Below are 20,028 nucleotides of genomic sequence, written 5' to 3' on the forward strand. Positions count from 1 at the left end.
ACCGTCCGGAAGATCGACCCGAACGGGAATCAGGTCTGGAGCTTTGAAGGGCACACGAGCTGGGTTTGGCCGGTAACGGTCGATGCAACCGGGAATGTGTACTCCGGGGGCGGAGACAACACCGTCCGCAAGCTCCGCCAGACAAGCGACACCTGCACCTCGGACTGACCCGCGTTCGGGGTGAACCGGGGTGCGGCGAGCCCCCCCTTACTCCACCCGTGTCGCCCCGGCGATGCGGGTTTGTTGTGTCTGGAGGCGGGAGGTGTGCCCGAAAAATCGACAGATGGGCGGTTATTCCTATGATGGAGACTCCATCAACGCAAGCGGCGCGAAGCCGCAACAGGAGTAAGTCATGCCAAAGAGCAACGAAGTCGTCACCCTCGCCTGCCACACGGCGTCTGGAGACCCGAGCGTCTACACCTACTCAACTGCGGTCGAGGCGGCCGAACGCGCAAAGGGGGTGCATATCGAACGGGCCCGCAATGCCGCCCTGAAGGCGGGCTATCAGGAGCCGATGGTGGCTTTTGATCGAGATCACCAATCGGAGCTTTCGTGCGGTGTCGAGGAAACCGGGCGCAAGGTTCAGCGCGCCACCGATGCGCCCCGGTTCGCCCTGCTGGCGGTCACCGCCCGCGGCCGGGGCGAGGTGCGGTTCGAGGTGTCCTGCATCCGCGGCGCAAAGGACATGCACACTGCGGCGGAGGTGGCGCTGGTGATGCGCAAACCGGAGCAGATGATGGATGCGTTTGTCCGTGGGGATCTGCGGGTCGACGTTGCGCCGGCGGAAATGCAGGCGCTTTTTGTGGCCGCCAGCCGCGTGCAGGCCTGTGGTCATCTGGACGGGCTCGTCGCGCTGCAAGAGGCGGAGAAGCAACCCTCGGTCTCGGAGGCGTTCGAAGCGATCTGGGAACAGGGTGGCGTGCGCATGAGCGATGGATCGATTCATGGGGAGGTGGGTTATCTCGCCTACGTAGCGATTGACGAGGACGACGGCGGCGCGATCAGTGAGGCCCCGCGATTCTGGCGCCGAGCCATCCAACTGGCGTTCGGCGTGATGATCGAGGAACGAGAGGAAGGGTTTGGGCGGCCGCGAGAAGAAGATCTGGTGGGGCCCGGGTTCTTCAAGCCCCGCGATCCGGAGGCGACGGCCGCATAGCGCCCCGAGAAAGGAAGCACCCCCCGACCCGTGTCGCTCCGGCGGCGCGGGTTTTTTGTGTCTGGAGCCAGGACACACCCAAAACTCGACGGACGCCTGCGCTTTGCTACGCTAGATCCGTGGAAGACATCCACAGCCGCGCCCGGCGGCGACACCGGGAATGACGAGGGAACAGCATGAAGACACTATCGATCGCGCAGTTCGAGGCGCTCGTGGAGAACGGCACCTGGACCCGAGAGCAGGACATCGAGGTCATCACGAGAATCACCCAGACCCGCGACGAGTGGGACGATGATGGCGACCCCTACCAGGCGGCGATCCCGCACGAATTCGGAGCAGCCGAACTCACCTCCACCTGTGAAGGCATCCGGATCACCTACACCGAAAGTTTCAACTACGACCTGTACCAGCCGGAAACGCTCAAGACGGGCATCGAAGGTCAGGACATGGTGTGGTCCGTGGAAGGCGCCACGGTGGTGGATGAAGACGGCGATCCGCTGTCGGCCGCGGAGCTGGCGGATTACCTGGATGAAGACTTCAAGTGCATTGACTACAGCGATCTTCAGATCGCGCAGACCGACGACATCGACGTAGACGAGGAAAGCGACATGGAAACGATCACCCTGGAGATCGACAACGCCCCGGATATCCGTTTCACCGGCGAGCGGATCGCATCGGCATCGAGCACCGACAACAACGCCCACGGAAGCAGCTATAGCGGGCAGACCGGACGCTGGACCGAACTGGCCCTGTACAAGACCCAGGGCGGCAGGTTCGTGTGCCACCAGATCGGGCGCACTCGCTGGCAGGGCGAGCGCGACCGTCACAGCGGGTGTGTCTGTGACACCGAGGAAGAGGTCATCGAGTTCTTCGGGCACCGATGGCTTGCCAAGGAGCTGTACGAGGATGCCGGGCTGGAGGATGTGATCGAGGTGGATTGAAGCGTCCATCGAGAGATGTCGAATGCGGCCCCCTCTCGCCCGAGGGGGTTCCATGGAGACGGTACGATCGATGTCGCCCGAAAGACCCCCACAAGATGGCAGAGAAGGTCTTAGGGCTGATAGAAGGGGTCGCCGGATCTCACCGCCAGCTGGTTTGCATGCCGTGTCGTGTATTGCCCTTCGGGGGGCGTTTCGGACCGGGCGAAGCGAAGGCGTACTGCACGACACCCTTGCCGTTCGGCACTGTGTCCAACTGCGACTGGGTGAGTCCGCGTACGTCACCGGAATCGACCAGGGGGTTAGCCCCTGGATAGCGAGCCCGCTTGTGAGTGAGCTGGACCTTGTTGACCAGCTTCTCCAGTGACCGCTTGTACCGAAAGAACTCGCCCTTGTGGTGCTTGTCGGTGATCAGGTCGTGCGCGCGGCCCATCGCCAGCAGCGCGGAATAGCGATCGGCCGCGCGGATCGTGTTCACCAGGCGCTCCCCCAGTTGCGTTTGAACTGAACAATCAAAGGGCGTCGCGTCCGTGTAGATCGTCTCTGGATCAAGCCCCTCCGCCAGCAGCAGGCTCTCCACCTTATCCTGGCGCTGATCCAGTAGACCGGATGGGAACAGGCGATCCATGTATCCGTGAATCAGGGCCTCCATCTGCTCGACGCGGTGCTCCGGGGTGTCGTGTCGGAGGTGTTCATGGGCGAAGCGGCAAAGAAAAAGGACGGACTTCTCGAACGGATCGAGTAACGCGTGAGCACACCTCTCCCCCAGCGGGGAGGCCCATCCCGCCTGGATGGACGCCTGCATCGGGGGTGTCGGATTCGGCCCTGCGGATCGACGGGTGGATGGGTCGGTACCGTCCGCCGGGGGCGTGTTCAGTAGGGCGTGTTCTTTGGACAAGGAAAGCCTGCTTGCATGCGGTTGAAGGATGGCGCCTGTGCGGATTCGTTTGGAACCATGTGCACATGAGGATTATGGACATGGTAGGCCAGCGTCGGGCCGAGGGAAAGTGGGCCGCCGGACGCACCCAAAAGGCGTGAGCAGCCCCAGCTTCAGCGGGTATAGCGCGGCGGCCGCGGGGAGGGTGTCAAAGGGGAGCGGAAGAAATCGACGCGCGGCCCCGAATCGGCATACTGGAAGATCAATCAGCCGGCCGCGCTCACAGCCGAGAGAAGGACAAGGATGGACACATTGAGCGATCACACGATGACCGAAACGAGTACCCCCCGATCCCCGGATCAATGGCGGCCCATTCACGAGGCCCCAAGAGATGGCACCCGCGTGGACCTCTACATCCCGGAGCGTGGGCGGATTCCGGATGCCTATTGGGTGCAGGACGCTGAGGCTGCGACGCTCCAGCGTCTGGGCCACGCCTGGTCGACGGACCGAGGGGTAGTCAGCGAGGGTGGTTCGGCGACCCACTGGCGCTCCTGCCCGCCCCCGCCCGGCCGAGAGCCGGCACCCCACTTCATTCGCGAATACGCCAACCTGGTTCAGGTGCTCGATGCTGTTGCACAGCCCTGGATGAACGACGATGGCGAAGGCGGCCTTCCCGAAGCGATTCGACAAATGGCGGCCGATGCGTACCGTGTGGAGTCCATGCAGCCGGTGGTCGAGGCCGCGCGATCCATCCAGCACTGGCACGACAGCGGAGAGGATGGAATGGTCGTGAGTGCCGAGCATGTGCAGGCGCTTTGGCAGGCGCTGGCGGACTTGGACACCTCGGAGCCGGGATGAGCAGTCATCATAAGAAGTACCGCCCCTGTATCCGCCGGCAGCACCCGGCCGACCGCGCCGATGATTTCTTCACGGCCCTGCGCCTGGCGGTGTTCCAGGAGAACGGCTGGCGGGGCTGGGTTCTCGTGCAACACGGGGTACGCGGCAAGGTCGTGGGGATCGCCCGATCCCGAGGCGAGCTGATCCATTCCATGGTGGGGCCGGACGAGAGCTTCCGAGCCTGGGCACGGCGGGTTCAGGTATTCGGCCGGCTTGTCGGGTAATAGCGCCCAGGGCGCACGGACATCTTCATCATCTAAAAGGGACGGGTGTTTATGAATGATTCGATCTGGGGTTACGTGAAGGTGGCGAGCTACGGCATATTGCTGGTGACCCTTTCGCTATCAATGGGGGAGCCGCCAAAAGGGTTCGCGCAAGACACCTACAACTTGGTTTTACAGATCGGGATACCGGTTTACATGGCGACGGTGATTTTCGCATCCGCGATAAAGATCGTCATCAGTGGTTCGTACCAACCAGGAAACGGCTTGGCCCCGCTTGTCGACGGAATCTACAGTCTTGCCAGAGGGGTAATGTTCCTGGTGATCGCGCTGTGGATGGTCAGTCATTTTGGCGACGACCTCTACAGGGTGGCTCTCGAGGATCCGCAAGGCGCTGCGTCTTTCGCATTGGCAATCACTATTCTGTTCGGAGCCTTATTGGTGAGCCGGGTAATCGGGCCACATCCGGGGGTCACAAAAGGTGGGAAGACAATCACTGATTATCCATATCCACGCGGGTATATGGTTAGCGGAAAAACCTCGAAGGCCGACGACCATCAAGACGGCTCTTGATATAGAGATGAGCCGGTCGATGTTTCAGACAAACGCCGGCGGGGTATGGACCATGAAGGTGACGGGCGCCGGGCAGCCCGGGCACCCGCTATACATGCACCGTAATCTTGAACCGCGTCCCTGGCGCGGTGTGCGCTGACGGGCGAATAAATCGACAGATCGCAAGTGGCCGATAGCATGGAAGCGAACAGTCAGAACAAGGAAGACCGCATGGAACAGACCACACCGACAAACCTACCCGAAGGATCGGGCGCACGACTCCACGAGATCCTGATTGAGCTGGCGGAGGTCCTCGGCGCGGAGGAAGACCCCGAGGCGTATATGTGGGACGTCAGCGACGTGCAGGACTGGTTGCATGAAGTCGCGGACCTGATGGCCGCCCTGCCCTCGGTGTCCGAAGTGGGCCACGAAGATGCGAATCAGGCGCAGGATGCGCGACGCGGCCGTTTCCTGGTGAGGCACGGCGCCTGGTTGCGTTTTGGCGTGGATCAGGAGTCGGAGGAAGACCGGAGCGCTGCGCTGGCGGTCCGAGTCCCGTTCACGGCCGATCTCTCGACGGTCGCCACCCGTGAGGCCGCGGTGGATGCCGCCATCGAGGCGGCCGAGCAAGCGGCGAGCGAGGCACATGGTGATGGCTGAATCCGGTTACCTCTTCCGAGCCTACCGCTATCCGGTCCCGCCCGCGGCATCACCCGACTGGGAATCGACCCCTTATGCCCGGATGGAGCCGATCAAGCGCATGGCGCGGAGTCATTACCTCGCCCACAGCGCGCGGTACCACTACGAGATCCAGGCGGTTGAGGTGGGTAAGAAGGACGGAGCGGTGCAAGTCCTGTCTCGAAAGACCCTGCTGAAAGCCACACCCGAGCCGGGTACCGCCCGGATACGCTGGGTGTCCTGCGAGAACCGGGACACGTAGGGTTCGCCTGCGGACCCACACCGGGCAGGCGTGGTGTTACGAAAGGACCAAGCAGATTCAAGGAGGAGATCAGTGATAGTCGAGAAGCTCACGAGGGGCGGATGGCATTCTGACCGGCAAAAAGCCCAGCGATCGTCTGGCGCGAGATGTGGGGGTCTCCATCGACTAGCCCCGCCGGTCCGGTACGGCACTCCTCACCCCTTCGCCGATCACTCAAACCGACCAGGAGGTGCGCCATGCAACGGCCTAACAACGATGGCTGAGGCCTGAAAACGGGCAACAGAAAGGGGTGCGATGCGCCCCTTTTTTATGTCCGCCGAAAAAATCGACAGATCCGGCGTCTTCGATACGCTGGAGTTTCAATCAACGGATACCGGCCCGAAGCCGGCAAGGAGCGCTCCATGTCTCAAAAGAACTACTACCGCAAGACCTTCACCGTGACCTTCTACGCCGAGAGCGAGGAGATGCTGGACCAATCGTTCGGGAAGCTGGCGCAGGAAGCAGACACGGGTGCAATCATCGCCGATGCGAGCGACAAGAAGATCGTGACGATTTCGCCGCTGGAAGCCGCCTATGGCTTACTCAAGGCAGGCTCCGATACCGAATTCTTCATGGGGCTTCCAGATCCCGATGACTTCGGCGCAAACCCCGAGGTCCAGAAATCGATCGATGCCGTGACGCAGTTCGACATGAACACCCCCGAATTCGACGAGGCCCTTGGCCGTTTGCAGGCCACGATCGGAGTGAATTCAGGTGACCATGCGGCGCTGTTCTTTTCCCGCAAGGATGGTTACTGGCGCGGCATGTCGACCCGCGCGCGCCGAGAGATGATCGAGCACTACATCGAGGCCGAGAAGTTCCACGCCGATTCCGCCGTGAGCCGATAGGTCTGCGAACCGAGACGCCCTCACTCCATACGACCAACCGCCGGGAATCGACCAGGCGGGCCCGGCCCTCAGTCAGAAAAGGAGCACCACCATGTCGCAAATGAACACGGAAACGCCCTACCGCAACGTCCTTGTTGTTGTGCTGCCCGAGCGCCACATGCTGCCGCCGGATGGGGATGAATTCAAAGGCGATGACAGCGCCATCCCGGGCGTCTACAGCGTAGACGGCATCCCGGATCGGGTGACCGAGGAAGAAGCCGCCTACTACGCGCTGGAGGCATTCCATGAGAGCCAGGGGATCGCCTTCGTTGAAGACCTCGCGATCTTCGTGATCGACACGGAGGCCGGTAGGCTGCTGGACGAGGATGAAGACCCGACCGGTGGCGAGTGGATCGGCGGTGTATCGTGCGAGAAGACCGGGACGGACCTTCCACCGTGGCTCGTGACCCTCCTGCTCCGCGAAATGGACCCGCTGGACTGAACGACCGCCAGCAGCCCCATCCACACAGTCACAGCGTCCCGGGGTTCGGGCGCGAGGAGTTTTTCCTGCTGATGTCCGGTACGCATGAATATCCCGAACGATCACTCCTGATCCTGGCGACCGCCAGCGGCGACATCACCGAACCGGCCGACCGCTCAGTACCTGGCGCGCACCGGGTCAGCGACATTCCCCGTGCGCTGCGCGACGAGGATGCGTACCTGTGGGCGCTGGAGGCGTTTCACCGCACCGTCGCGGTTGAGCGACTGGAGGACTTTGATCTGAGTGTCGTGGACCCCGGGACGGGGCGCATCCTGCCCTCGGATGTCGGCCCTGCTCCCGGTGGTCACGCCACCTGCCGCAAGGTGGCGAAGGAGACAGCCATCAGGATGTAGCGCGCTCCGAGTCGGGGTGAGACACGGGGAGTGCCCCGCCAGCAATGGCGGGAGGTGCGATCGAGGAAATCGACGGATGCGGGCGCCTCGCTACACTGGAGCCTCATTCAACGGAGCCGGCCCGAAGCCGGCAGGAGAATCCCCATGGAAACGATCAACGACATCAGCCCGGCCATCCTCATCGTCGGAAACCCCGTCGACGGTCTGAGCCATATCGGCCCGTTCGCGGATACCGAGGCGGCCAATGAATACGGCGACGGACTGGACGAGGACTGGTGGGTGGTCACCCTGGCCGCCCCCGAAATCGAGGATGCCGAGGAAACGGTGCGCACGTTCCAGACGCGCCTCGCCCCCGAGGACATCCCGGACGACTTCGAGGTGCGCCCGCTGCAACCGGGCGACGAGGCCCGCGACAAGGTGACGTGTCTGTCCTGCGGCCTGAGCTGGGACGATGCGGTACCGACCGGAATCACGCCAGCCCCGGCGGCGCGCTGCCCGTTCGAGCCGTTCCATCGGGGCGAGTAACCCCGAGTTCTCGAGAAACATCCGAGCGAGAGCCCACCGAAAGGCGGATCGACGGAGGGTGGGAGCAGAAATCGACACCCCGCCCTCCTCGGCTATTCTGGAGTTATACCCATCACGGATACCGGCCCGAAGCCGGCAGGAGAACACCATGATCTATTCAATCGAGAAGGACCGCATCTTCACCCTCGACTCGGGGGAGTTCGACGACTTTGGCGTGGACGTGTTCGCCCGCGCGCTGGAGGATCTGGACCTGTTCGCGTTGGGCGAGGCCTACGTGGACGCTGTGGCAGCCGGAGAAGCGCCCGCCCCCGGCATGACCCCGAATATCGGGTTCGCCGCGTGGCTGGAGGCGCAGGGCAAGATCGAACGCCTGTCCGTCGATCGCCACCACACCGGCCGCACGGGGACGTTCATCCTGGCGCCGGGGCGCGATCTCGAGATGGCGACCCGCAAGGGGGAGCGCGCCAAGGCGGATGCGGAATATCCGTATGCCGAGCACGAGGGCCTGCACGGGGATTGAGGCGATACCGGCTCGAGCCACAGCCCACGGAATCGGGATCTCATAGAGACACAACGGAGAATCGAACATGACCTGCACCACCAAGAACTGCCCGGACTGCAATGTGGCCCCGGGCGAATATCACGAACCCGATTGCGATGTGGAGCGCTGCCCGGCCTGCGGATTCCAGTTGTTGTCGTGCGGCTGTGCGATCCATGATTGCCCGCCCGTCCCGTGGATGGGGGAATGGCCCGGTGAGGCGGAATGTCGAGAGTTCGGCTGGACGATCACGATCAACGGGCGCGAGGAGCCCGATCTGAACCGGCTCTACGCCGAGGCCGCCTGGAACCCGGAAAAGCAGCGTTTCGAGCGCAAGGAGTCCTCGTGAATCGGGAAGTGATCCGCCAGCGGGGGTTGCGTGAAGTTCGACTAGAACGCACAGCGGCCGGGATCAACCTGCATCTCACCACCGATGGAGAGGACTGGCATTCCGCCCCGGTCGACCGGGACACCGTCGCCCTGCTGGCGGGCGCTGCCCGAACGTTCGTTCAGGCGTTGGACGAGAACCCCGCGGTGCAGCGCGCTCGAGAACTGGTCGCCAGCCTCGAGGAAATGGAAGCCGAGAACCCGGATCTTCTGGAGCACGTCCTGCACAACAGCCCCGGACAGCGCATCGTCGATCTGCTCGATGCCTCGCGCCGAACGAAAACACCCAGGGAGGGGTAAGCATGATGTCGGATTGCGTGACGTTTCAAGGGAACGGTGAACCCGCACCCAACCGGTTCACCGTCCATGAGATGCCCGATGGCTGCATCGGCATCGAAGCCCCCAACGGGGTGTCCATGCGGCTGCTCAATGCCCTGATGCGGGGTCTGTCGGAGGAGGAAGAAGACCTCAATCTGAGTATGGACCTGGCCGCCCGGACCGGGTGGACCTTCTTCATCGGCCCGCCGGATGCGCTGGCGGCCCGGACCCGGGCACTGGACGAGGACGCCAAAGCCAGCGCCCCGGGGCCGGAGGCCCCGGTTATGGAGCGCCTGCGTCACTGGGGCGCCCATGGCGAGCCGGGGCTGTCCGCCAACACGCTGGCGGGCGCTCTCAAGGACCAGGTGATGGGGTCAGGCTTTCCGGAGGCCATCCACTACCCGCATGACCCGGCCGATCTCCGCCGGTGCCGTCTACTGATTGATCAGGTGCCGGAAGCGGCCCCCGAGGGCCTTCACCTACTGCGCGCCGCCAGCCCGCAATGGGATGCCCTAGCGCGGGGGTGGGAGGCCCTGTGCGCCCGAATGGATCAGGAATGCCCGCAGTGGCGGGCCCCGGAGGGTGAAGCGGCCGCGCCCCTGACCTACCGGCACCTAAAGGCAGTGATCGAGGGGGCGGACTAGCCCCAGTCGAACGAGAACACGATGCGAGACTTCACGAAAACGCACTCCCCCTGGGGAAACTACGGATTCATCGTCCGCCGGTGCGTTGATGGGTAAATCATCCATCGTTCGTTTGCGGCGAAGGCGGGGCGAGATACGCCCGCCGAAATCGAACGGGCCCGCGCCGAAGCGGAAGCCTGCGATCAAGCGTTACTGGCTGAGCAGCAGGCCGTGCGGGAACGCAAAAAGCGCGAACGGGATTCGAGAAGGCCATGGAAAATCGACAACAGGAAGAAAGCGTTCAAGATGGAGATCAACCATCCGCACTCTTCTCATTCAAAAAAGGAGAAAAGAATGCCACTCATCATAGGGCTCATGGCCGCCGGCCTGTTTTTGGCAGTGTCCTTCTATACTGCCGCACTCAACCCGAACCTGGGGGACGAGATCACTAGCGAGGAATACGAACGACTGGGGCAGATGGTCGAGGAGCAACCGGAGCTGCACGCGATCGTTCTGGAGAAACTGGAGGCCGGTTGCAAATACGGAAGCAACGAAAGGCCGATGTGCATCCAGGAGGCCGAGTTTTCAAGCATTGAGGCGAAGTATGAGCAATACGTCAATGCGGCGCTACCTGTGGCGGAGCTTCTTCAGTCAATCAGGGCTGCACAGGAGCGGATGACCCCTCGGTCACTCGAGTAAAAAGTCAGCGGCATCGAGCCGGAAGATTTCACCGTTACACCGAACGAATAGTGATGAAATGGAAGATTGGTGGGCACGTCATGCTACTGGTCTCGCTCATGCTCCTGGTAGCGCTTCGGGGCTATGAGATCCATCTTGACGACAGGGTTCGGGGAAGGCGGCGCCGTAAACTCGACAGATCCGGCCGGTTCGCTACGCTGAAGCCTCATTCAACGGAACCGGCCCGAAGCCGGCAGGAGAAAACATGGTACAGACCCGATTCGAGTACCTGACGTGCTGCGTGGACGATGACGCTGAAGCGATCGATGCGATGGTTGATGGGTCGGTTGAGGTGTCCGCCCGCACGTTCCGGCGCCGCTGCGACTGGACCCGGGCCAGAGAGATGCTCGGCTACGATCAGTGCCCCCCGGGTCTTCGTCTGGATACGGATCACGCGGTCAGCTTCCACAAGAGTCAGTTCAGGGGGCGCCCGTGCTATTACATCGTTCACAGCGCGATCGAGTACGTGTTTGTGAGCCCGGAGCACCGTGCAGATCTGATAAAGGGGGCCGCGTGATGACGGACCTGAAGCAGGCCAGCTTCTCGGCGCTGATCTGGGAGTTGCGCAAGCATTACGAGCAGAGCGCCGCCCCATGGGACGAGGACTGCCCCTGCGGTCGCGGTCTAAAGATGCGCGCGGGCTCTCCGTGCTCGGAGTGCATCATCGACGAGATGGCCCAGCGCGGGGTCAGCCGCGACCTGGCCCTCGAGGCCCGCTGTGACCTGGCGGAAATCCGGGATCGGCAGCGCCGCTTCAGCGAGAAGATCCAGGTGATGCAGGAGACCGTTCAGAATGGTTGAACTTCGATGCGGCTCGAAAAGGAAGCGCCTGAAGGGTCTTGGAGGCGAAAATGTAGATCACTAGAGGTGGGAGGATCTGGTAAAGTCCAATCGTCAACCATGGGGTTGATGTAATGCCAAAAACATACGGAAAGGAAGCGGATATGACTGAACAGAACAAGAAGTGGGATGATCGATTCAAGAACGAAATCATCCCGGTGGTAATACAGATGGGCGCCCGCCCGGATCAGACGGAAGCGAAAGCAATGGTCCGGAACTACATCGCGGCCTCGTCAAAGCCGTTCATCTGGACCGGCCTGGCACATACGTTCTTTATGGCGCCACTGGTTTTCGCCCTCGTCGGGATGTTCAATGTGTTTTTTGGTTTGCTGGCCATGCTGGTTCCTCTGTACTTTGCGTACCGGGCCTTCAGCCGCTACTTCGCCTTCAAAGCCGGGAAAGAGGTGAAGTATTACGAAAGCCGGCTCGACATGATCCGAGAGGGAACCCTGGGTTCCGACGGAGAACCTGTATAGACGGTCCCTGCCTCTGGCCGTAACCCATTCTCCTGACAAGAAGGAAAAGCGGCGCGAGCGCCAGTCAATGAGGGCGCTCGTGCCAGGGGGGGATCATGCGTGAACGTTTAGCCCTGTTCCTGATTAAGCTAGGCCGCCTCCTTCACCCGAAGGTGGTACGGGTAGCGGTCTATGTGCCCCCACGCGAGATGCCCTTCGAGGACGCCGAAGCGGCGGAACAAGGAGCGGGCGCGGCGTTCGAGCGGGCAATCGACCACTGGCGCAACGAGCGTCGGGCGGAGAGGATGCTACGCGCACTCCGCCCCGAGTTGTGTGAAGACCTGGAGCGCTAGGGGTGTATCGGTGAAATACAATTACGCGGATGTGCTTTCTGTCGCGTCGATGTCGCTGCTCATCGGAAGCATCCTGGCAGTGGTCACGGTCCTTTTGTGGTGGCGGCGCGAGCTGGAACGAAAGCATTGGAAAGCGCATTTCCTCTTGCCGGCGGTGCTTCTGCTTACAGGGACATGGCTTCTGCATGGAGTGGAAACCACCAGCGGGGACACAGTCTACGACTGGCCGTTTCAACGAAACGCCCATACCACAGAGTCCATTGGGAGTTTTGAGATCCCATCAAGATCCGAGCCCCAACCCTCGCCCAACGCCGGTGACACCGCCGACTGAGAAGGACTGTCGAGTATGCCGATGGATTGTGAACTGATCGAGAGAACCGAAAGCCTCCTGAAGGGGGCCTGGCCCCTGGAAGAAGAGGAAGCCCGGCACATCGCCCTCAACTGCATCGAGGTCCTTGAGGGGTCTGGTGGGTACCGGGATATTTTGTCGCGGCTGATGGGGGTCCTGCCAAACGACTGCCAAACAACCGCCGCTCTCACCGCTCACCGAATGATCGGACTACACAATGTCTGCCAGGCCATGCGTGAAGGGGAAGCGCAGGCAGCCCGCTCGAAAAATCGACAGACACACCCCTCTTGGTAGCCTGAAAGAACTTCAAGGAAACGGCCCAAGGCCGGAGTGAAAGACCGTGAGAGACGACATTCTAAAAGCGATCCCTGTCCTGTCCCAGCGCCAGGATTCCCAATCCGAACAGTTGCGCGACCTGCTCGCCGTGGCGAATCGACTGGGTATGTACGATGCCGCCGATGCCATCCGGTCGATGTTCGACGAGAACACGCTGCCCGCTGCGCCATACGGATGCCACTGCGACCTCGTCCCCGGGGAGCAGCCTGATGGCTGCGTCCTCGATGAGGGGAAGCCGGAGGACTGCGTGCATGCGCACCCGGGGATGCGCAAGGAACAGTGCCACTATTGGCGCCTGGTACAGGAACCCGGAGACGGGGCCTAACAAACGAAGTCGTGGCTCGGGGGCTGACGCATCCACCGGAGGAAGACGGTGATAACGATTGATCGTCTGAAAGGAACCCCCGACTCTGCGTGGAGCCGCCTGAGCCCCACCCAAGAAAAATCGACAGAAAGCGGGCGCGGCGGATACTGACCGCGAACCCATCAAAGAAAGGAACCAGGATGATTCCAGATAAACGCGTGAACTCCTTCCACGTCGGCCAGGTATGGGGAAGCCCGAAAGGGACCTTCTACCGCGTCATGGACCGCCAGCGTGGCGGCAAGGCCACCCTGCGCCTCGGCGCAGACGGGTCCGGTCGCAAGATGGTGCGCGATTGGGATGCCGTGATCGGCTGGGTCCTGTATGGCGACCCCGAGTATGCAGACGAATACCCCACTGGACAGGAAACCCGAGCATGAAGCGAATCGCCCGAGAGTTCGAGCTGGAGGAATGGGGTCAGGTGATCGCTATTCGCAACCGGACCGCGCACGGTGAGCCCAGGATTCTGTTCTATGCCCAGCCCCCCGGCTACGAGGTGGCGTCGATCGGGGTGATGTTTGACCCAACGCCCGAGGGCATCGACAAGGCCGATGCCTATTTCCGCGATCTCGATCTCGATCAGATCCGGGAGGTGTTGCAGATGCTCACCGGTATGAACCAGAAAGCCGGGAGTTGCTGACGGCGTATCTGGAGCCGGGCCACGCGCCAGTCCAGGTCGACGCGATAGAAACCTCGGCCTTGGGCCGCCAGCCACCGCTTATTCATGGCGGGTCTGAATTAGGCACCCACCCGCCTGGCTTTGCGGGCCATCCCTCCAAGGGCCCGACGAGCGAGCGGTCGCAGGAAGGGCGCGATACGCAGAAGCACCGCACCGAACGGACTCAGGAGGCGATAGAGACCGGCCAGAGGGGTGCTGTACCAGCGCTCGCGCAACGGGCCGTCCCGCCAGGCGCGCAACACCAGGATATCCGGGTGATTGAGAGTCCGGTATACCGCCGTCGAAAACACCAGGAACGCGGGCATGCGGCGGGTGAAAACCCGTAGAGAGCCGGACGGGAAACTGAAGGTGTCAGTGGAACCTTGTGCCTTGTGCTCCTGGACGTACGTCGCAATCGTGGGCCAGCGCTCCTCGACCCTCTCCTGAGCGGACTGATGATCCTGCCGCTCGATGTCCGCCAGCAGGGCACGACGCTTCCGACCCTCTGGGCTCTTCAGCCAGTACATGGTATCCGTTACAGGTTCCGGGAGACCCCGAACCGCCGAGGCATTGGCGATTCGGACCATAGCCGCATGCATCTGGGGGCGGATAGAATCGGGGTTGTTCCGGTCGATCTCCACGGACTCATGCCGCGGCGTCGAATGGTGCCGGCACAGTTTCTGGATGAGGGCGAGCTGATCCGCCTCGGGGACATGCTGCGGGATCAGGTTAAGAAAGCGCTCGGCGGTCTGCCCGGACATCTTCACTTGGCCGGATCGCCAGCGGGGAAACGTCTCGACCGCGTAGTTGTACGCCTTCCACCCAAACGCGCACCGGTAACACTCAAAAAGCTCATCCAGATCCTCCCCTGGAAGCGCGAATAGCGTATCGATGGAATCGCCCACGAAAGCGGGGCCGAGACGTCGGGCAAGCCGCTCGTAGTCCTTGATGTGGTTGAGCGCATCGCGCAGATCGTTCGACGGCAAACAGCCGGCGTAGGAGTAAGGCATTCTGTGGTCCTCGTAAAACGGGGTTACGGACCCCTGCTTCCGTTGAAAAAACCGGTAGAGAGCATCCAGGCTCGACTGGAAGAAACCATCGCACGGTGGCCGCAATCTGTCGATTTGATGCCGGAGCCCCTCCCTATCGGGGGTGCAGTGGCGTTACAGTCGGGGCATAACCCGGCGATTGGGCCGGGCCCCTCAAGCAAGGATGCGAAGGAGGTCAAGGATGGCCGTGTACGTCGACGACACCCAGATCCCGTTCGGCCGGATGGTGATCTGCCACATGCTGGCGGACACCGAGGACGAACTGCACGCGATGGCCGAGCGTATCGGCTTGCACCGCCGCTGGCATCAATCCCCTGGAACCTGGCGCAGCCACTACGACGTCGCCCTCGCCCGGCGCGAGCTGGCCGTACTGCATGGCGCGATCGAGATTACGCGCCGTGAGGCGGTGCGGATCCGGCAACGCCGCCGAGCGCATGAAGCGTCGCTGTTCAAAGCAAACAGTGAAGACGCTCGAGGGATGGCGGCGCCCAGTGCCGGGCCACCCGAGTTCCAGACGGATTGCGCCGGCACCGGAGAGGACACCGCGCGGGCAGTGCAACCACGAACCCGGAGCGTCTAGCCTATGCCGCTGTGGGAGAGCCAGATGGATTGCCCAGGCTGCGGGGTTGCACCGGGGGAATATCATCATTCGGCCTGTGTGCTGGAGCAATGCCCGGCCTGCGGGGTCCCGTACCAGTCGTGCGAATGCGACACCCAGGGCTTCGAGCGACTGGTCTGGACGGGGTTTTGGCCCGGGGTCATGGAATGTCGCGAATTCGGGTGGTATGTCCGCCGCGTCGAGGGGGAGAATTGGGTGCGCTGCGCTCCGGATCATCCGGGGGCCATAGAGGACCTCACCCGCCTGCTCCGGGAGGCAGCCTGGGATCCGGAACAAAAGCGGCATCAACGCAGGCAATAGCCTCCAGCACGCTTAAAACTCGACAAGGAAGAAAAACCGGGCACGATCGGAACCGTGTTCAACAAAAGGGAAGACGAAAAATGACCACAGTCAAACTGACCTACACGCTCCCGGGTTCCGACAAGGAGCATGAATTCACCACCGAAACGGCGGGCCACCCGGATGGAGCGATCGCGAAATTGATCGACGAACAGCCGGAAGCCGAGGTGATTCGGTCGTCGATTCAGGATGGGAAGGCTCCGGCCTTGGATCAGGAAGGCACCAACGATCTCAAGAAGAAAACCAACGAGTACGTGGCGGCCCCGTGGCGCCTGCCCGAGATCCTGCGCATTCTGGGGGTGATGGGCCCGTTGGTATGGGTGCTCTATGGGGTCGCGATGACCCGGGAGATCGCCCCGCCCAATATGGCATCGGTGATCGTGAGCGTCTTTATCTGGGCCTTCGTGGCGGGGCTGGCGGCCTTTGTCCTGGCGCGCATTATCGAATTGCTGGAAGGCATCGAGAAGAATAGCCGGAAGACGGGGTCAGTCTGACCCCTGAACCGACACCCATTCATCGCGCGCACCTGGGGGGTCCAATGCCACGAGTTCAGAGAGAACCGATCGAGGGGGCGTTGGCGGCCCGAAAGGCCAACCTTGAAGCCCTCGTCGATCATTTCGAGAGCCAACGGGCGCTGGGTGAAGCGGTGGGGTGGGCGCCCTCTTATATCTCGCAGATGCTCACCGGCCGAAGAAACATGGGGGAGAACTCCGCCCGGCATGTGGAAGAGCGCCTGGGTTTTTCGCGAGGGGCAATGGATCAGACGTTGAGCCCGGAGGCTCTGCCATCGACCAAGTCGAACGCGAACCCGTGGACCCGGGTCCCGATCCTGACCCGGCAAGAAGTTCTGAGCGAAGAGCTGATTCAGTACGCGTGCGCCGCGGGTGCCGGGCCAACCCGAGGCTTCACTGAGGTGGGGCCAGGGTTTCGGGCGCAGCACGGCCCTCCCCGGTTCGCGCTGAACGTGGGGGATGATCGGAAGGATCGAAGCACCGGGATCATACTCCTGGTGGAGACCGAACACCTCCGAGCGGGCGATGCGGTGCTGGTTCGAACCGGCGAACCACCCAATGGAGAGGCTTCGCTGACCCGGTGGTCGCCGAACGAGAAGCAGACGGTGATTGGAAAGGCGGTGGAGTTTCGAACGAGCGACGAACGCCAACTGATGGGGCTGTGCAACCAACAGGCAAATGGAAGCTAGGAACAGGTGAATACATTGATTTCAGTAAAACAGACGCTCGTGATGCGCGGCCTCGTGATCGCGGCGGCGATCACGGGCGCGTTGGCCGCTGCACAAAACACCGCGGTCGCCGGCGGGGAAGAAAACCCAATGGAGGTTTTTCAGGAGCGAGTGGCATCCGATGCCATCATGGCACTCAACGGCCCGACGGGATGGGTGGAGACCACCGATGGCAACCGATACCGGATGCTCCGTATCGGGGATTTCGAGCAACGGCATGTTGTGGTGATGCCGCTGGCGGACACATTCGAAGACCTTCTGGCGGATGGGGGCTATCGAGCGCTTGAGGATATGAAGCGCATCGAGTTTTACCGTGAGCCCGTCGAGGGACGACCGGACAGCTATAGCCCGATGTGGCGGGTTGTGGACCGGGATGGGACGGTTTACGAGCAAAGCCGGCGAAGCCTGTGGAGCCCGGATGTGATGTCCTATGGAGCCGGACAGGGGTTCCCGGTTGTCGTTGAACATCCAGACCAGGGTGAGCCGATCACCAAGCGATTCCCGAACTTCCGGGGCCTCTCCGCAATCGAGCTGGATTCGGTATCACAGTGGGGCGCGCTTGAAGGTGGTTCGATTGCGAGCGATTTCAATCTTCGGGATGAGGGCCTGATTGAAGCGGTTCTGGAGGCGTACCGCGCCCGGGCGGTGGAGCGCGTGGATGCAGCGCGGGAGGCCGGGCGCTGGCCGAACGAGTGGAACCGTGAAACCGAAGCCCAGTGGCTGCATGAAGCGCAACATCATCTCGAAGCCCGCTACTCCGCCCCTCTTGGAGTTTCTTCGCACCGATGCGCCGAAACCATTGAAACCGGGGTTGAGGATCTCCAGGCGCCGGCCCCGACCATTTGCGCGCTGGCGCAGGACGAAATCCGGGCATTCCAGAGGAACTTGCGACAGGAGATGTCGGGCTCGAGGGTTGGTCAACCCTTTGATGTAGACCCGGAGCGGTACCCCTTCCGGGTGATTGAGCTGGTGGATCGAGTGCTCTGACGCCCTTTTTGCGGGGAGGTGGTGGCGCTGAGTGCCAGCAGCAGAATGGATGCGTGGTGAGCGGTCGGTGGGTTCTCCGGCACGCGCGACCCCCATTGGGGAGTGGTTTTGAGAAAGGTGACCCTTCAGCTAAACTTGGGGCCACCAAGGATGAAAAGGACGTTTGAAATGGATTTCAGGGAACGTTACGCACACCCTCGCGCAACATTCAGCACCATCATACTTGCAGCGCTGGCGGCCTTCGTTCCGTGGGGCGGCGCCGTCTCGGCCGAAGACACCGTTTCACATAAAGTGAAGCTGTTTGGGGTCTACGTTCAAAGTGGTGACGATGCGACCGAGGACGCGACGGATGAAGAGCCCCTGGCGGGCCGGGAAGAACCGGGCGATGCGACCGTTTGGGATCAATTCGCCAGCGACAACAATGTAACAAGCTCGAATCCGTGGTCAGACGGGATCTACTGGCAAAACGATGGGCTCACCTGTATCCCCATGGGGGGCGGCTGTGCCGACACCTACGACGCGTATTTCCCGTTTGAAGTCGTCGAATGGGTGGATATCTCGCGGAACGACCTTACGGATGTGGAAGGGCTGGCCAGTATCCGGGTAATCAACGGCCCTCTCCGGTTGCGACTGAACAATCTCGACACGCTCGCCGGCCTCCGCGGTCTGGAAGAAGCGGAAAACATCGGAGCCGATGGAAATAACCTGACCACGCTCGATGGCTTGCACAACCTAAAAGAGGCCCAGGGAATCAACTTCGCGTACAACGCGATCGTGGATATCACCGGACTGCAATCCCTGGTGGAGGCGAACAAGCTCGACCTCTCCAACAACAACCTCGAAACCTTGGACGGCCTGCAATCCCTGACCACGCTGAGCGGCGAGCTGGATGTGGGGCGCAATGCGCTCACGGATATCACCGCTCTTGCGAATCTTCAGGAGGTGACCACCCTTACGCTGTCGGATAATCAACTACTCACCCTGGAGGGGCTTGAAGGGCTTACCTCAATCAGCGGTCGGATCCGTTTGCGAGGAAACGATGATTTGGCGGATCTGTCGGCCCTGTCGAACGTAACGAGCTACACGGGTGATCGAATCGAAATCGATGTCGGCATCGAAGAGCGCAACGGGTTCATGCCGATTAGTGCCGCCAGCGACTTGTGCGCTCCGGCGAACGAGGGAACCTTCGTCTATGCCCAGCAGGCGGATGTCTGCGCCGACTAGCGCGATCCCGCAACACCCGAATGAATGAACCGGCCAGCACGACGCTGGCCGGTTTTTTTTGGGACGTTCGTTTTTTGAAAAATCGACAAGCGCCTTTTTCTTGATAGCGTAGGCTCACGAAATCCGAAAAAGGAACGATCCATGACCGAAGCAATGACCGGCACAATCCGGGTCCCGTCCAAACACTGGGCCAAATTCAAAAAGGCTGTGCTCGATGCGCATGACGACTACCGGGAGGCGGTCTACCTTTACGCCCGGGCGATCAGCGACGCCCTCGATGAGCAGCAATCCAGCACTCGGGACTACATGGATCGGGCCCGGGAGATCGCGCAGGGGATGCGCACCCCCGAGCAGACCGAAGCCATGATGGAGTCGGCGCTGAAGGCGCTGAAGTGGACCTACACCGAAGGGGGTGTTGTGGAGCGGACCAAGCGCCCCGGAAAGCCTTCGCGACAGATTCTCGAGTTCGATCTGGAGACGATGAAAATCCCGCGCCGGGGGGAAGATCAAACGCTGATGGTCGGCGCAGCGCTGCTGGAGCTTGAAACGTCCAATCATGCGCTGTTGTGGACGATCGAGGGCGAAGAGGACCGTCAGGCCCTGGTGGAATGGCCGGTGACCGATGCGATCCTGGATCTGTTGAATACCCTCCCCGGCATGGAGGACGTGGACGGTTTCGCGGAGGCGGTTCGGGTTCAGCCGAAGGGGCCCGCGCAGGAGGGCCAGCGGGCCACCCCGTTCTGATGAT

At 61.9% G+C, this 20,028-nt stretch carries 32 protein-coding genes; 30 read left to right on the forward strand and 2 right to left on the reverse strand.

The window, feature by feature from the left end:
• The first annotated feature begins 352 nt into the window (after positions 1-352).
• Positions 353-1,156, forward strand: a complete 804-nt coding sequence (locus F627_RS0112035; RefSeq protein ID WP_019584147.1) for a hypothetical protein — start codon at positions 353-355, stop codon at positions 1,154-1,156.
• Between the two features lie 176 nt (positions 1,157-1,332).
• Positions 1,333-2,097: a hypothetical protein gene (locus tag F627_RS0112040; protein ID WP_019584148.1), complete on the forward strand. Its 765-nt coding sequence runs from the start codon at positions 1,333-1,335 to the stop codon at positions 2,095-2,097.
• A gap of 139 nt (positions 2,098-2,236) precedes the next feature.
• Here the strand turns inward: F627_RS0112040 and F627_RS0112045 are convergent, their stop codons facing one another.
• On the reverse strand, positions 2,237-2,899 hold the full coding sequence (locus tag F627_RS0112045; RefSeq protein WP_019584149.1) for a hypothetical protein: 663 nt from the start codon (positions 2,897-2,899) through the stop codon (positions 2,237-2,239).
• A 399-nt stretch (positions 2,900-3,298) separates the two neighbouring features.
• Here F627_RS0112045 and F627_RS0112050 point away from each other — a divergent pair, with 399 nt between their 5' ends.
• The 22 genes from F627_RS0112050 (at position 3,299) to F627_RS0112155 (ending at position 13,804) form a co-directional block, all read left to right on the forward strand.
• On the forward strand, positions 3,299-3,829 hold the full coding sequence (locus F627_RS0112050) for a hypothetical protein (protein WP_155987127.1): 531 nt from the start codon (positions 3,299-3,301) through the stop codon (positions 3,827-3,829).
• On the forward strand, positions 3,826-4,092 hold the full coding sequence (locus F627_RS0112055; protein ID WP_019584151.1) for a hypothetical protein: 267 nt from the start codon (positions 3,826-3,828) through the stop codon (positions 4,090-4,092). Before F627_RS0112050 ends, F627_RS0112055 begins: the two co-directional genes overlap by 4 nt.
• A 51-nt stretch (positions 4,093-4,143) precedes the next feature.
• Positions 4,144-4,662, forward strand: coding sequence for a hypothetical protein (locus F627_RS0112060; RefSeq protein ID WP_019584152.1), 519 nt, complete (start codon positions 4,144-4,146; stop codon positions 4,660-4,662).
• Between the two features lie 177 nt (positions 4,663-4,839).
• Entirely contained in the window at positions 4,840-5,301 is a 462-nt protein-coding gene (locus tag F627_RS17030) for a hypothetical protein (protein ID WP_231370154.1), read from the forward strand.
• Positions 5,294-5,581, forward strand: a complete 288-nt coding sequence (locus tag F627_RS0112070) for a hypothetical protein (protein ID WP_026332100.1) — start codon at positions 5,294-5,296, stop codon at positions 5,579-5,581. The genes F627_RS17030 and F627_RS0112070 overlap by 8 nt, the downstream gene beginning before the upstream one ends.
• Before the next feature lie 401 nt (positions 5,582-5,982).
• Positions 5,983-6,468 (forward strand): hypothetical protein, encoded by a 486-nt coding sequence (locus F627_RS0112075; protein WP_019584155.1) that lies wholly within the window; start codon positions 5,983-5,985, stop codon positions 6,466-6,468.
• Between the two features lie 91 nt (positions 6,469-6,559).
• A complete protein-coding gene (locus tag F627_RS0112080; protein ID WP_026332101.1) occupies positions 6,560-6,949 on the forward strand; it encodes a hypothetical protein in 390 nt (129 codons plus the stop codon).
• A 71-nt stretch (positions 6,950-7,020) separates the two neighbouring features.
• Complete coding sequence (locus tag F627_RS0112085) at positions 7,021-7,341, forward strand: hypothetical protein (protein WP_019584157.1); 321 nt, start codon at positions 7,021-7,023, stop codon at positions 7,339-7,341.
• A gap of 144 nt (positions 7,342-7,485) precedes the next feature.
• Positions 7,486-7,866, forward strand: coding sequence for a hypothetical protein (locus tag F627_RS0112090; RefSeq protein WP_019584158.1), 381 nt, complete (start codon positions 7,486-7,488; stop codon positions 7,864-7,866).
• Between the two features lie 148 nt (positions 7,867-8,014).
• Complete coding sequence (locus F627_RS0112095; RefSeq protein WP_019584159.1) at positions 8,015-8,386, forward strand: hypothetical protein; 372 nt, start codon at positions 8,015-8,017, stop codon at positions 8,384-8,386.
• Between the two features lie 67 nt (positions 8,387-8,453).
• Positions 8,454-8,753 (forward strand): hypothetical protein, encoded by a 300-nt coding sequence (locus F627_RS0112100; protein WP_019584160.1) that lies wholly within the window; start codon positions 8,454-8,456, stop codon positions 8,751-8,753.
• Positions 8,750-9,091 (forward strand): hypothetical protein, encoded by a 342-nt coding sequence (locus F627_RS0112105; RefSeq protein WP_019584161.1) that lies wholly within the window; start codon positions 8,750-8,752, stop codon positions 9,089-9,091. The genes F627_RS0112100 and F627_RS0112105 overlap by 4 nt, the downstream gene beginning before the upstream one ends.
• 2 nt (positions 9,092-9,093) lie before the next feature.
• Positions 9,094-9,753 carry a hypothetical protein gene (locus F627_RS0112110; protein ID WP_231370155.1) on the forward strand — a complete coding sequence of 220 codons (660 nt, stop codon included), beginning with the start codon at positions 9,094-9,096 and terminating at the stop codon, positions 9,751-9,753.
• A 210-nt stretch (positions 9,754-9,963) separates the two neighbouring features.
• Positions 9,964-10,431 (forward strand): hypothetical protein, encoded by a 468-nt coding sequence (locus F627_RS0112115; protein ID WP_231370156.1) that lies wholly within the window; start codon positions 9,964-9,966, stop codon positions 10,429-10,431.
• 244 nt (positions 10,432-10,675) lie between these two features.
• Positions 10,676-10,987 (forward strand): hypothetical protein, encoded by a 312-nt coding sequence (locus F627_RS0112120; protein ID WP_019584164.1) that lies wholly within the window; start codon positions 10,676-10,678, stop codon positions 10,985-10,987.
• Complete coding sequence (locus F627_RS0112125) at positions 10,987-11,271, forward strand: hypothetical protein (RefSeq protein WP_019584165.1); 285 nt, start codon at positions 10,987-10,989, stop codon at positions 11,269-11,271. Before F627_RS0112120 ends, F627_RS0112125 begins: the two co-directional genes overlap by 1 nt.
• A gap of 143 nt (positions 11,272-11,414) precedes the next feature.
• Positions 11,415-11,786 (forward strand): hypothetical protein, encoded by a 372-nt coding sequence (locus F627_RS0112130; RefSeq protein WP_019584166.1) that lies wholly within the window; start codon positions 11,415-11,417, stop codon positions 11,784-11,786.
• Between the two features lie 95 nt (positions 11,787-11,881).
• Positions 11,882-12,118: a hypothetical protein gene (locus F627_RS0112135; protein WP_019584167.1), complete on the forward strand. Its 237-nt coding sequence runs from the start codon at positions 11,882-11,884 to the stop codon at positions 12,116-12,118.
• A gap of 10 nt (positions 12,119-12,128) precedes the next feature.
• Positions 12,129-12,449, forward strand: coding sequence for a hypothetical protein (locus F627_RS16625; RefSeq protein WP_231370157.1), 321 nt, complete (start codon positions 12,129-12,131; stop codon positions 12,447-12,449).
• Between the two features lie 358 nt (positions 12,450-12,807).
• Complete coding sequence (locus tag F627_RS0112145; RefSeq protein WP_019584169.1) at positions 12,808-13,128, forward strand: hypothetical protein; 321 nt, start codon at positions 12,808-12,810, stop codon at positions 13,126-13,128.
• Between the two features lie 179 nt (positions 13,129-13,307).
• Complete coding sequence (locus F627_RS0112150) at positions 13,308-13,544, forward strand: hypothetical protein (protein ID WP_019584170.1); 237 nt, start codon at positions 13,308-13,310, stop codon at positions 13,542-13,544.
• The gene (locus F627_RS0112155) at positions 13,541-13,804 is read left to right on the forward strand and encodes a hypothetical protein (RefSeq protein ID WP_019584171.1); all 264 of its coding nucleotides are present in this window, start codon (positions 13,541-13,543) and stop codon (positions 13,802-13,804) included. Before F627_RS0112150 ends, F627_RS0112155 begins: the two co-directional genes overlap by 4 nt.
• A 98-nt stretch (positions 13,805-13,902) precedes the next feature.
• Here F627_RS0112155 and F627_RS0112160 read toward each other — a convergent pair whose 3' ends face one another.
• Positions 13,903-14,832: a hypothetical protein gene (locus F627_RS0112160; protein ID WP_026332103.1), complete on the reverse strand. Its 930-nt coding sequence runs from the start codon at positions 14,830-14,832 to the stop codon at positions 13,903-13,905.
• Positions 14,833-15,052: 220 nt separating this feature from the next.
• On the opposite strand from F627_RS0112160, the gene F627_RS15765 reads away from it, so the two are divergent.
• From F627_RS15765 to F627_RS0112195, 6 genes are all read left to right on the forward strand, one after another.
• Positions 15,053-15,451: a DUF4031 domain-containing protein gene (locus F627_RS15765; protein WP_019584173.1), complete on the forward strand. Its 399-nt coding sequence runs from the start codon at positions 15,053-15,055 to the stop codon at positions 15,449-15,451.
• A gap of 419 nt (positions 15,452-15,870) precedes the next feature.
• On the forward strand, positions 15,871-16,323 hold the full coding sequence (locus F627_RS0112175; protein ID WP_019584175.1) for a hypothetical protein: 453 nt from the start codon (positions 15,871-15,873) through the stop codon (positions 16,321-16,323).
• Positions 16,324-16,367: 44 nt separating this feature from the next.
• A complete protein-coding gene (locus F627_RS0112180) occupies positions 16,368-17,030 on the forward strand; it encodes a helix-turn-helix transcriptional regulator (RefSeq protein ID WP_019584176.1) in 663 nt (220 codons plus the stop codon).
• A gap of 6 nt (positions 17,031-17,036) precedes the next feature.
• Positions 17,037-18,056 carry a hypothetical protein gene (locus tag F627_RS0112185; protein WP_155987128.1) on the forward strand — a complete coding sequence of 340 codons (1,020 nt, stop codon included), beginning with the start codon at positions 17,037-17,039 and terminating at the stop codon, positions 18,054-18,056.
• A 168-nt stretch (positions 18,057-18,224) separates the two neighbouring features.
• Positions 18,225-19,280, forward strand: a complete 1,056-nt coding sequence (locus F627_RS0112190) for a leucine-rich repeat domain-containing protein (RefSeq protein WP_019584178.1) — start codon at positions 18,225-18,227, stop codon at positions 19,278-19,280.
• 141 nt (positions 19,281-19,421) lie between these two features.
• Positions 19,422-20,024, forward strand: coding sequence for a hypothetical protein (locus F627_RS0112195; RefSeq protein ID WP_019584179.1), 603 nt, complete (start codon positions 19,422-19,424; stop codon positions 20,022-20,024).
• Positions 20,025-20,028 lie beyond the last annotated feature (4 nt).

The organism is Thioalkalivibrio sp. ALE16 (assembly GCF_000381305.1).
Classification (GTDB): Bacteria; Pseudomonadota; Gammaproteobacteria; order Ectothiorhodospirales; family Ectothiorhodospiraceae; genus Thioalkalivibrio.

What these genes read in the sequence shown, in the direction of transcription:
- F627_RS0112135 (WP_019584167.1), top strand. Translation starts at nt 11,882, where the DNA reads ATGCGTGAACGTTTAGCCCTGTTCCTGATTAAGCTAGGCCGCCTCCTT.
- F627_RS0112120 (WP_019584164.1), top strand. Translation starts at nt 10,676, where the DNA reads ATGGTACAGACCCGATTCGAGTACCTGACGTGCTGCGTGGACGATGAC.
- F627_RS0112180 (WP_019584176.1), top strand. Translation starts at nt 16,368, where the DNA reads ATGCCACGAGTTCAGAGAGAACCGATCGAGGGGGCGTTGGCGGCCCGA.
- F627_RS17030 (WP_231370154.1), top strand. Translation starts at nt 4,840, where the DNA reads ATGGAAGCGAACAGTCAGAACAAGGAAGACCGCATGGAACAGACCACA.
- F627_RS0112035 (WP_019584147.1), top strand. Translation starts at nt 353, where the DNA reads ATGCCAAAGAGCAACGAAGTCGTCACCCTCGCCTGCCACACGGCGTCT.
- F627_RS0112155 (WP_019584171.1), top strand. Translation starts at nt 13,541, where the DNA reads ATGAAGCGAATCGCCCGAGAGTTCGAGCTGGAGGAATGGGGTCAGGTG.
- F627_RS0112190 (WP_019584178.1), top strand. Translation starts at nt 18,225, where the DNA reads ATGGATTTCAGGGAACGTTACGCACACCCTCGCGCAACATTCAGCACC.
- F627_RS0112175 (WP_019584175.1), top strand. Translation starts at nt 15,871, where the DNA reads ATGACCACAGTCAAACTGACCTACACGCTCCCGGGTTCCGACAAGGAG.
- F627_RS0112070 (WP_026332100.1), top strand. Translation starts at nt 5,294, where the DNA reads ATGGCTGAATCCGGTTACCTCTTCCGAGCCTACCGCTATCCGGTCCCG.
- F627_RS0112100 (WP_019584160.1), top strand. Translation starts at nt 8,454, where the DNA reads ATGACCTGCACCACCAAGAACTGCCCGGACTGCAATGTGGCCCCGGGC.
- F627_RS0112090 (WP_019584158.1), top strand. Translation starts at nt 7,486, where the DNA reads ATGGAAACGATCAACGACATCAGCCCGGCCATCCTCATCGTCGGAAAC.
- F627_RS0112080 (WP_026332101.1), top strand. Translation starts at nt 6,560, where the DNA reads ATGTCGCAAATGAACACGGAAACGCCCTACCGCAACGTCCTTGTTGTT.
- F627_RS0112130 (WP_019584166.1), top strand. Translation starts at nt 11,415, where the DNA reads ATGACTGAACAGAACAAGAAGTGGGATGATCGATTCAAGAACGAAATC.
- F627_RS0112075 (WP_019584155.1), top strand. Translation starts at nt 5,983, where the DNA reads ATGTCTCAAAAGAACTACTACCGCAAGACCTTCACCGTGACCTTCTAC.
- F627_RS0112085 (WP_019584157.1), top strand. Translation starts at nt 7,021, where the DNA reads ATGTCCGGTACGCATGAATATCCCGAACGATCACTCCTGATCCTGGCG.
- F627_RS15765 (WP_019584173.1), top strand. Translation starts at nt 15,053, where the DNA reads ATGGCCGTGTACGTCGACGACACCCAGATCCCGTTCGGCCGGATGGTG.
- F627_RS0112045 (WP_019584149.1), bottom strand. Translation starts at nt 2,899, where the DNA reads ATGCAGGCGTCCATCCAGGCGGGATGGGCCTCCCCGCTGGGGGAGAGG.
- F627_RS0112050 (WP_155987127.1), top strand. Translation starts at nt 3,299, where the DNA reads ATGACCGAAACGAGTACCCCCCGATCCCCGGATCAATGGCGGCCCATT.
- F627_RS0112110 (WP_231370155.1), top strand. Translation starts at nt 9,094, where the DNA reads ATGATGTCGGATTGCGTGACGTTTCAAGGGAACGGTGAACCCGCACCC.
- F627_RS0112055 (WP_019584151.1), top strand. Translation starts at nt 3,826, where the DNA reads ATGAGCAGTCATCATAAGAAGTACCGCCCCTGTATCCGCCGGCAGCAC.
- F627_RS0112160 (WP_026332103.1), bottom strand. Translation starts at nt 14,832, where the DNA reads ATGCCTTACTCCTACGCCGGCTGTTTGCCGTCGAACGATCTGCGCGAT.
- F627_RS0112040 (WP_019584148.1), top strand. Translation starts at nt 1,333, where the DNA reads ATGAAGACACTATCGATCGCGCAGTTCGAGGCGCTCGTGGAGAACGGC.
- F627_RS0112060 (WP_019584152.1), top strand. Translation starts at nt 4,144, where the DNA reads ATGAATGATTCGATCTGGGGTTACGTGAAGGTGGCGAGCTACGGCATA.
- F627_RS0112195 (WP_019584179.1), top strand. Translation starts at nt 19,422, where the DNA reads ATGACCGAAGCAATGACCGGCACAATCCGGGTCCCGTCCAAACACTGG.
- F627_RS0112125 (WP_019584165.1), top strand. Translation starts at nt 10,987, where the DNA reads ATGACGGACCTGAAGCAGGCCAGCTTCTCGGCGCTGATCTGGGAGTTG.
- F627_RS0112150 (WP_019584170.1), top strand. Translation starts at nt 13,308, where the DNA reads ATGATTCCAGATAAACGCGTGAACTCCTTCCACGTCGGCCAGGTATGG.
- F627_RS0112095 (WP_019584159.1), top strand. Translation starts at nt 8,015, where the DNA reads ATGATCTATTCAATCGAGAAGGACCGCATCTTCACCCTCGACTCGGGG.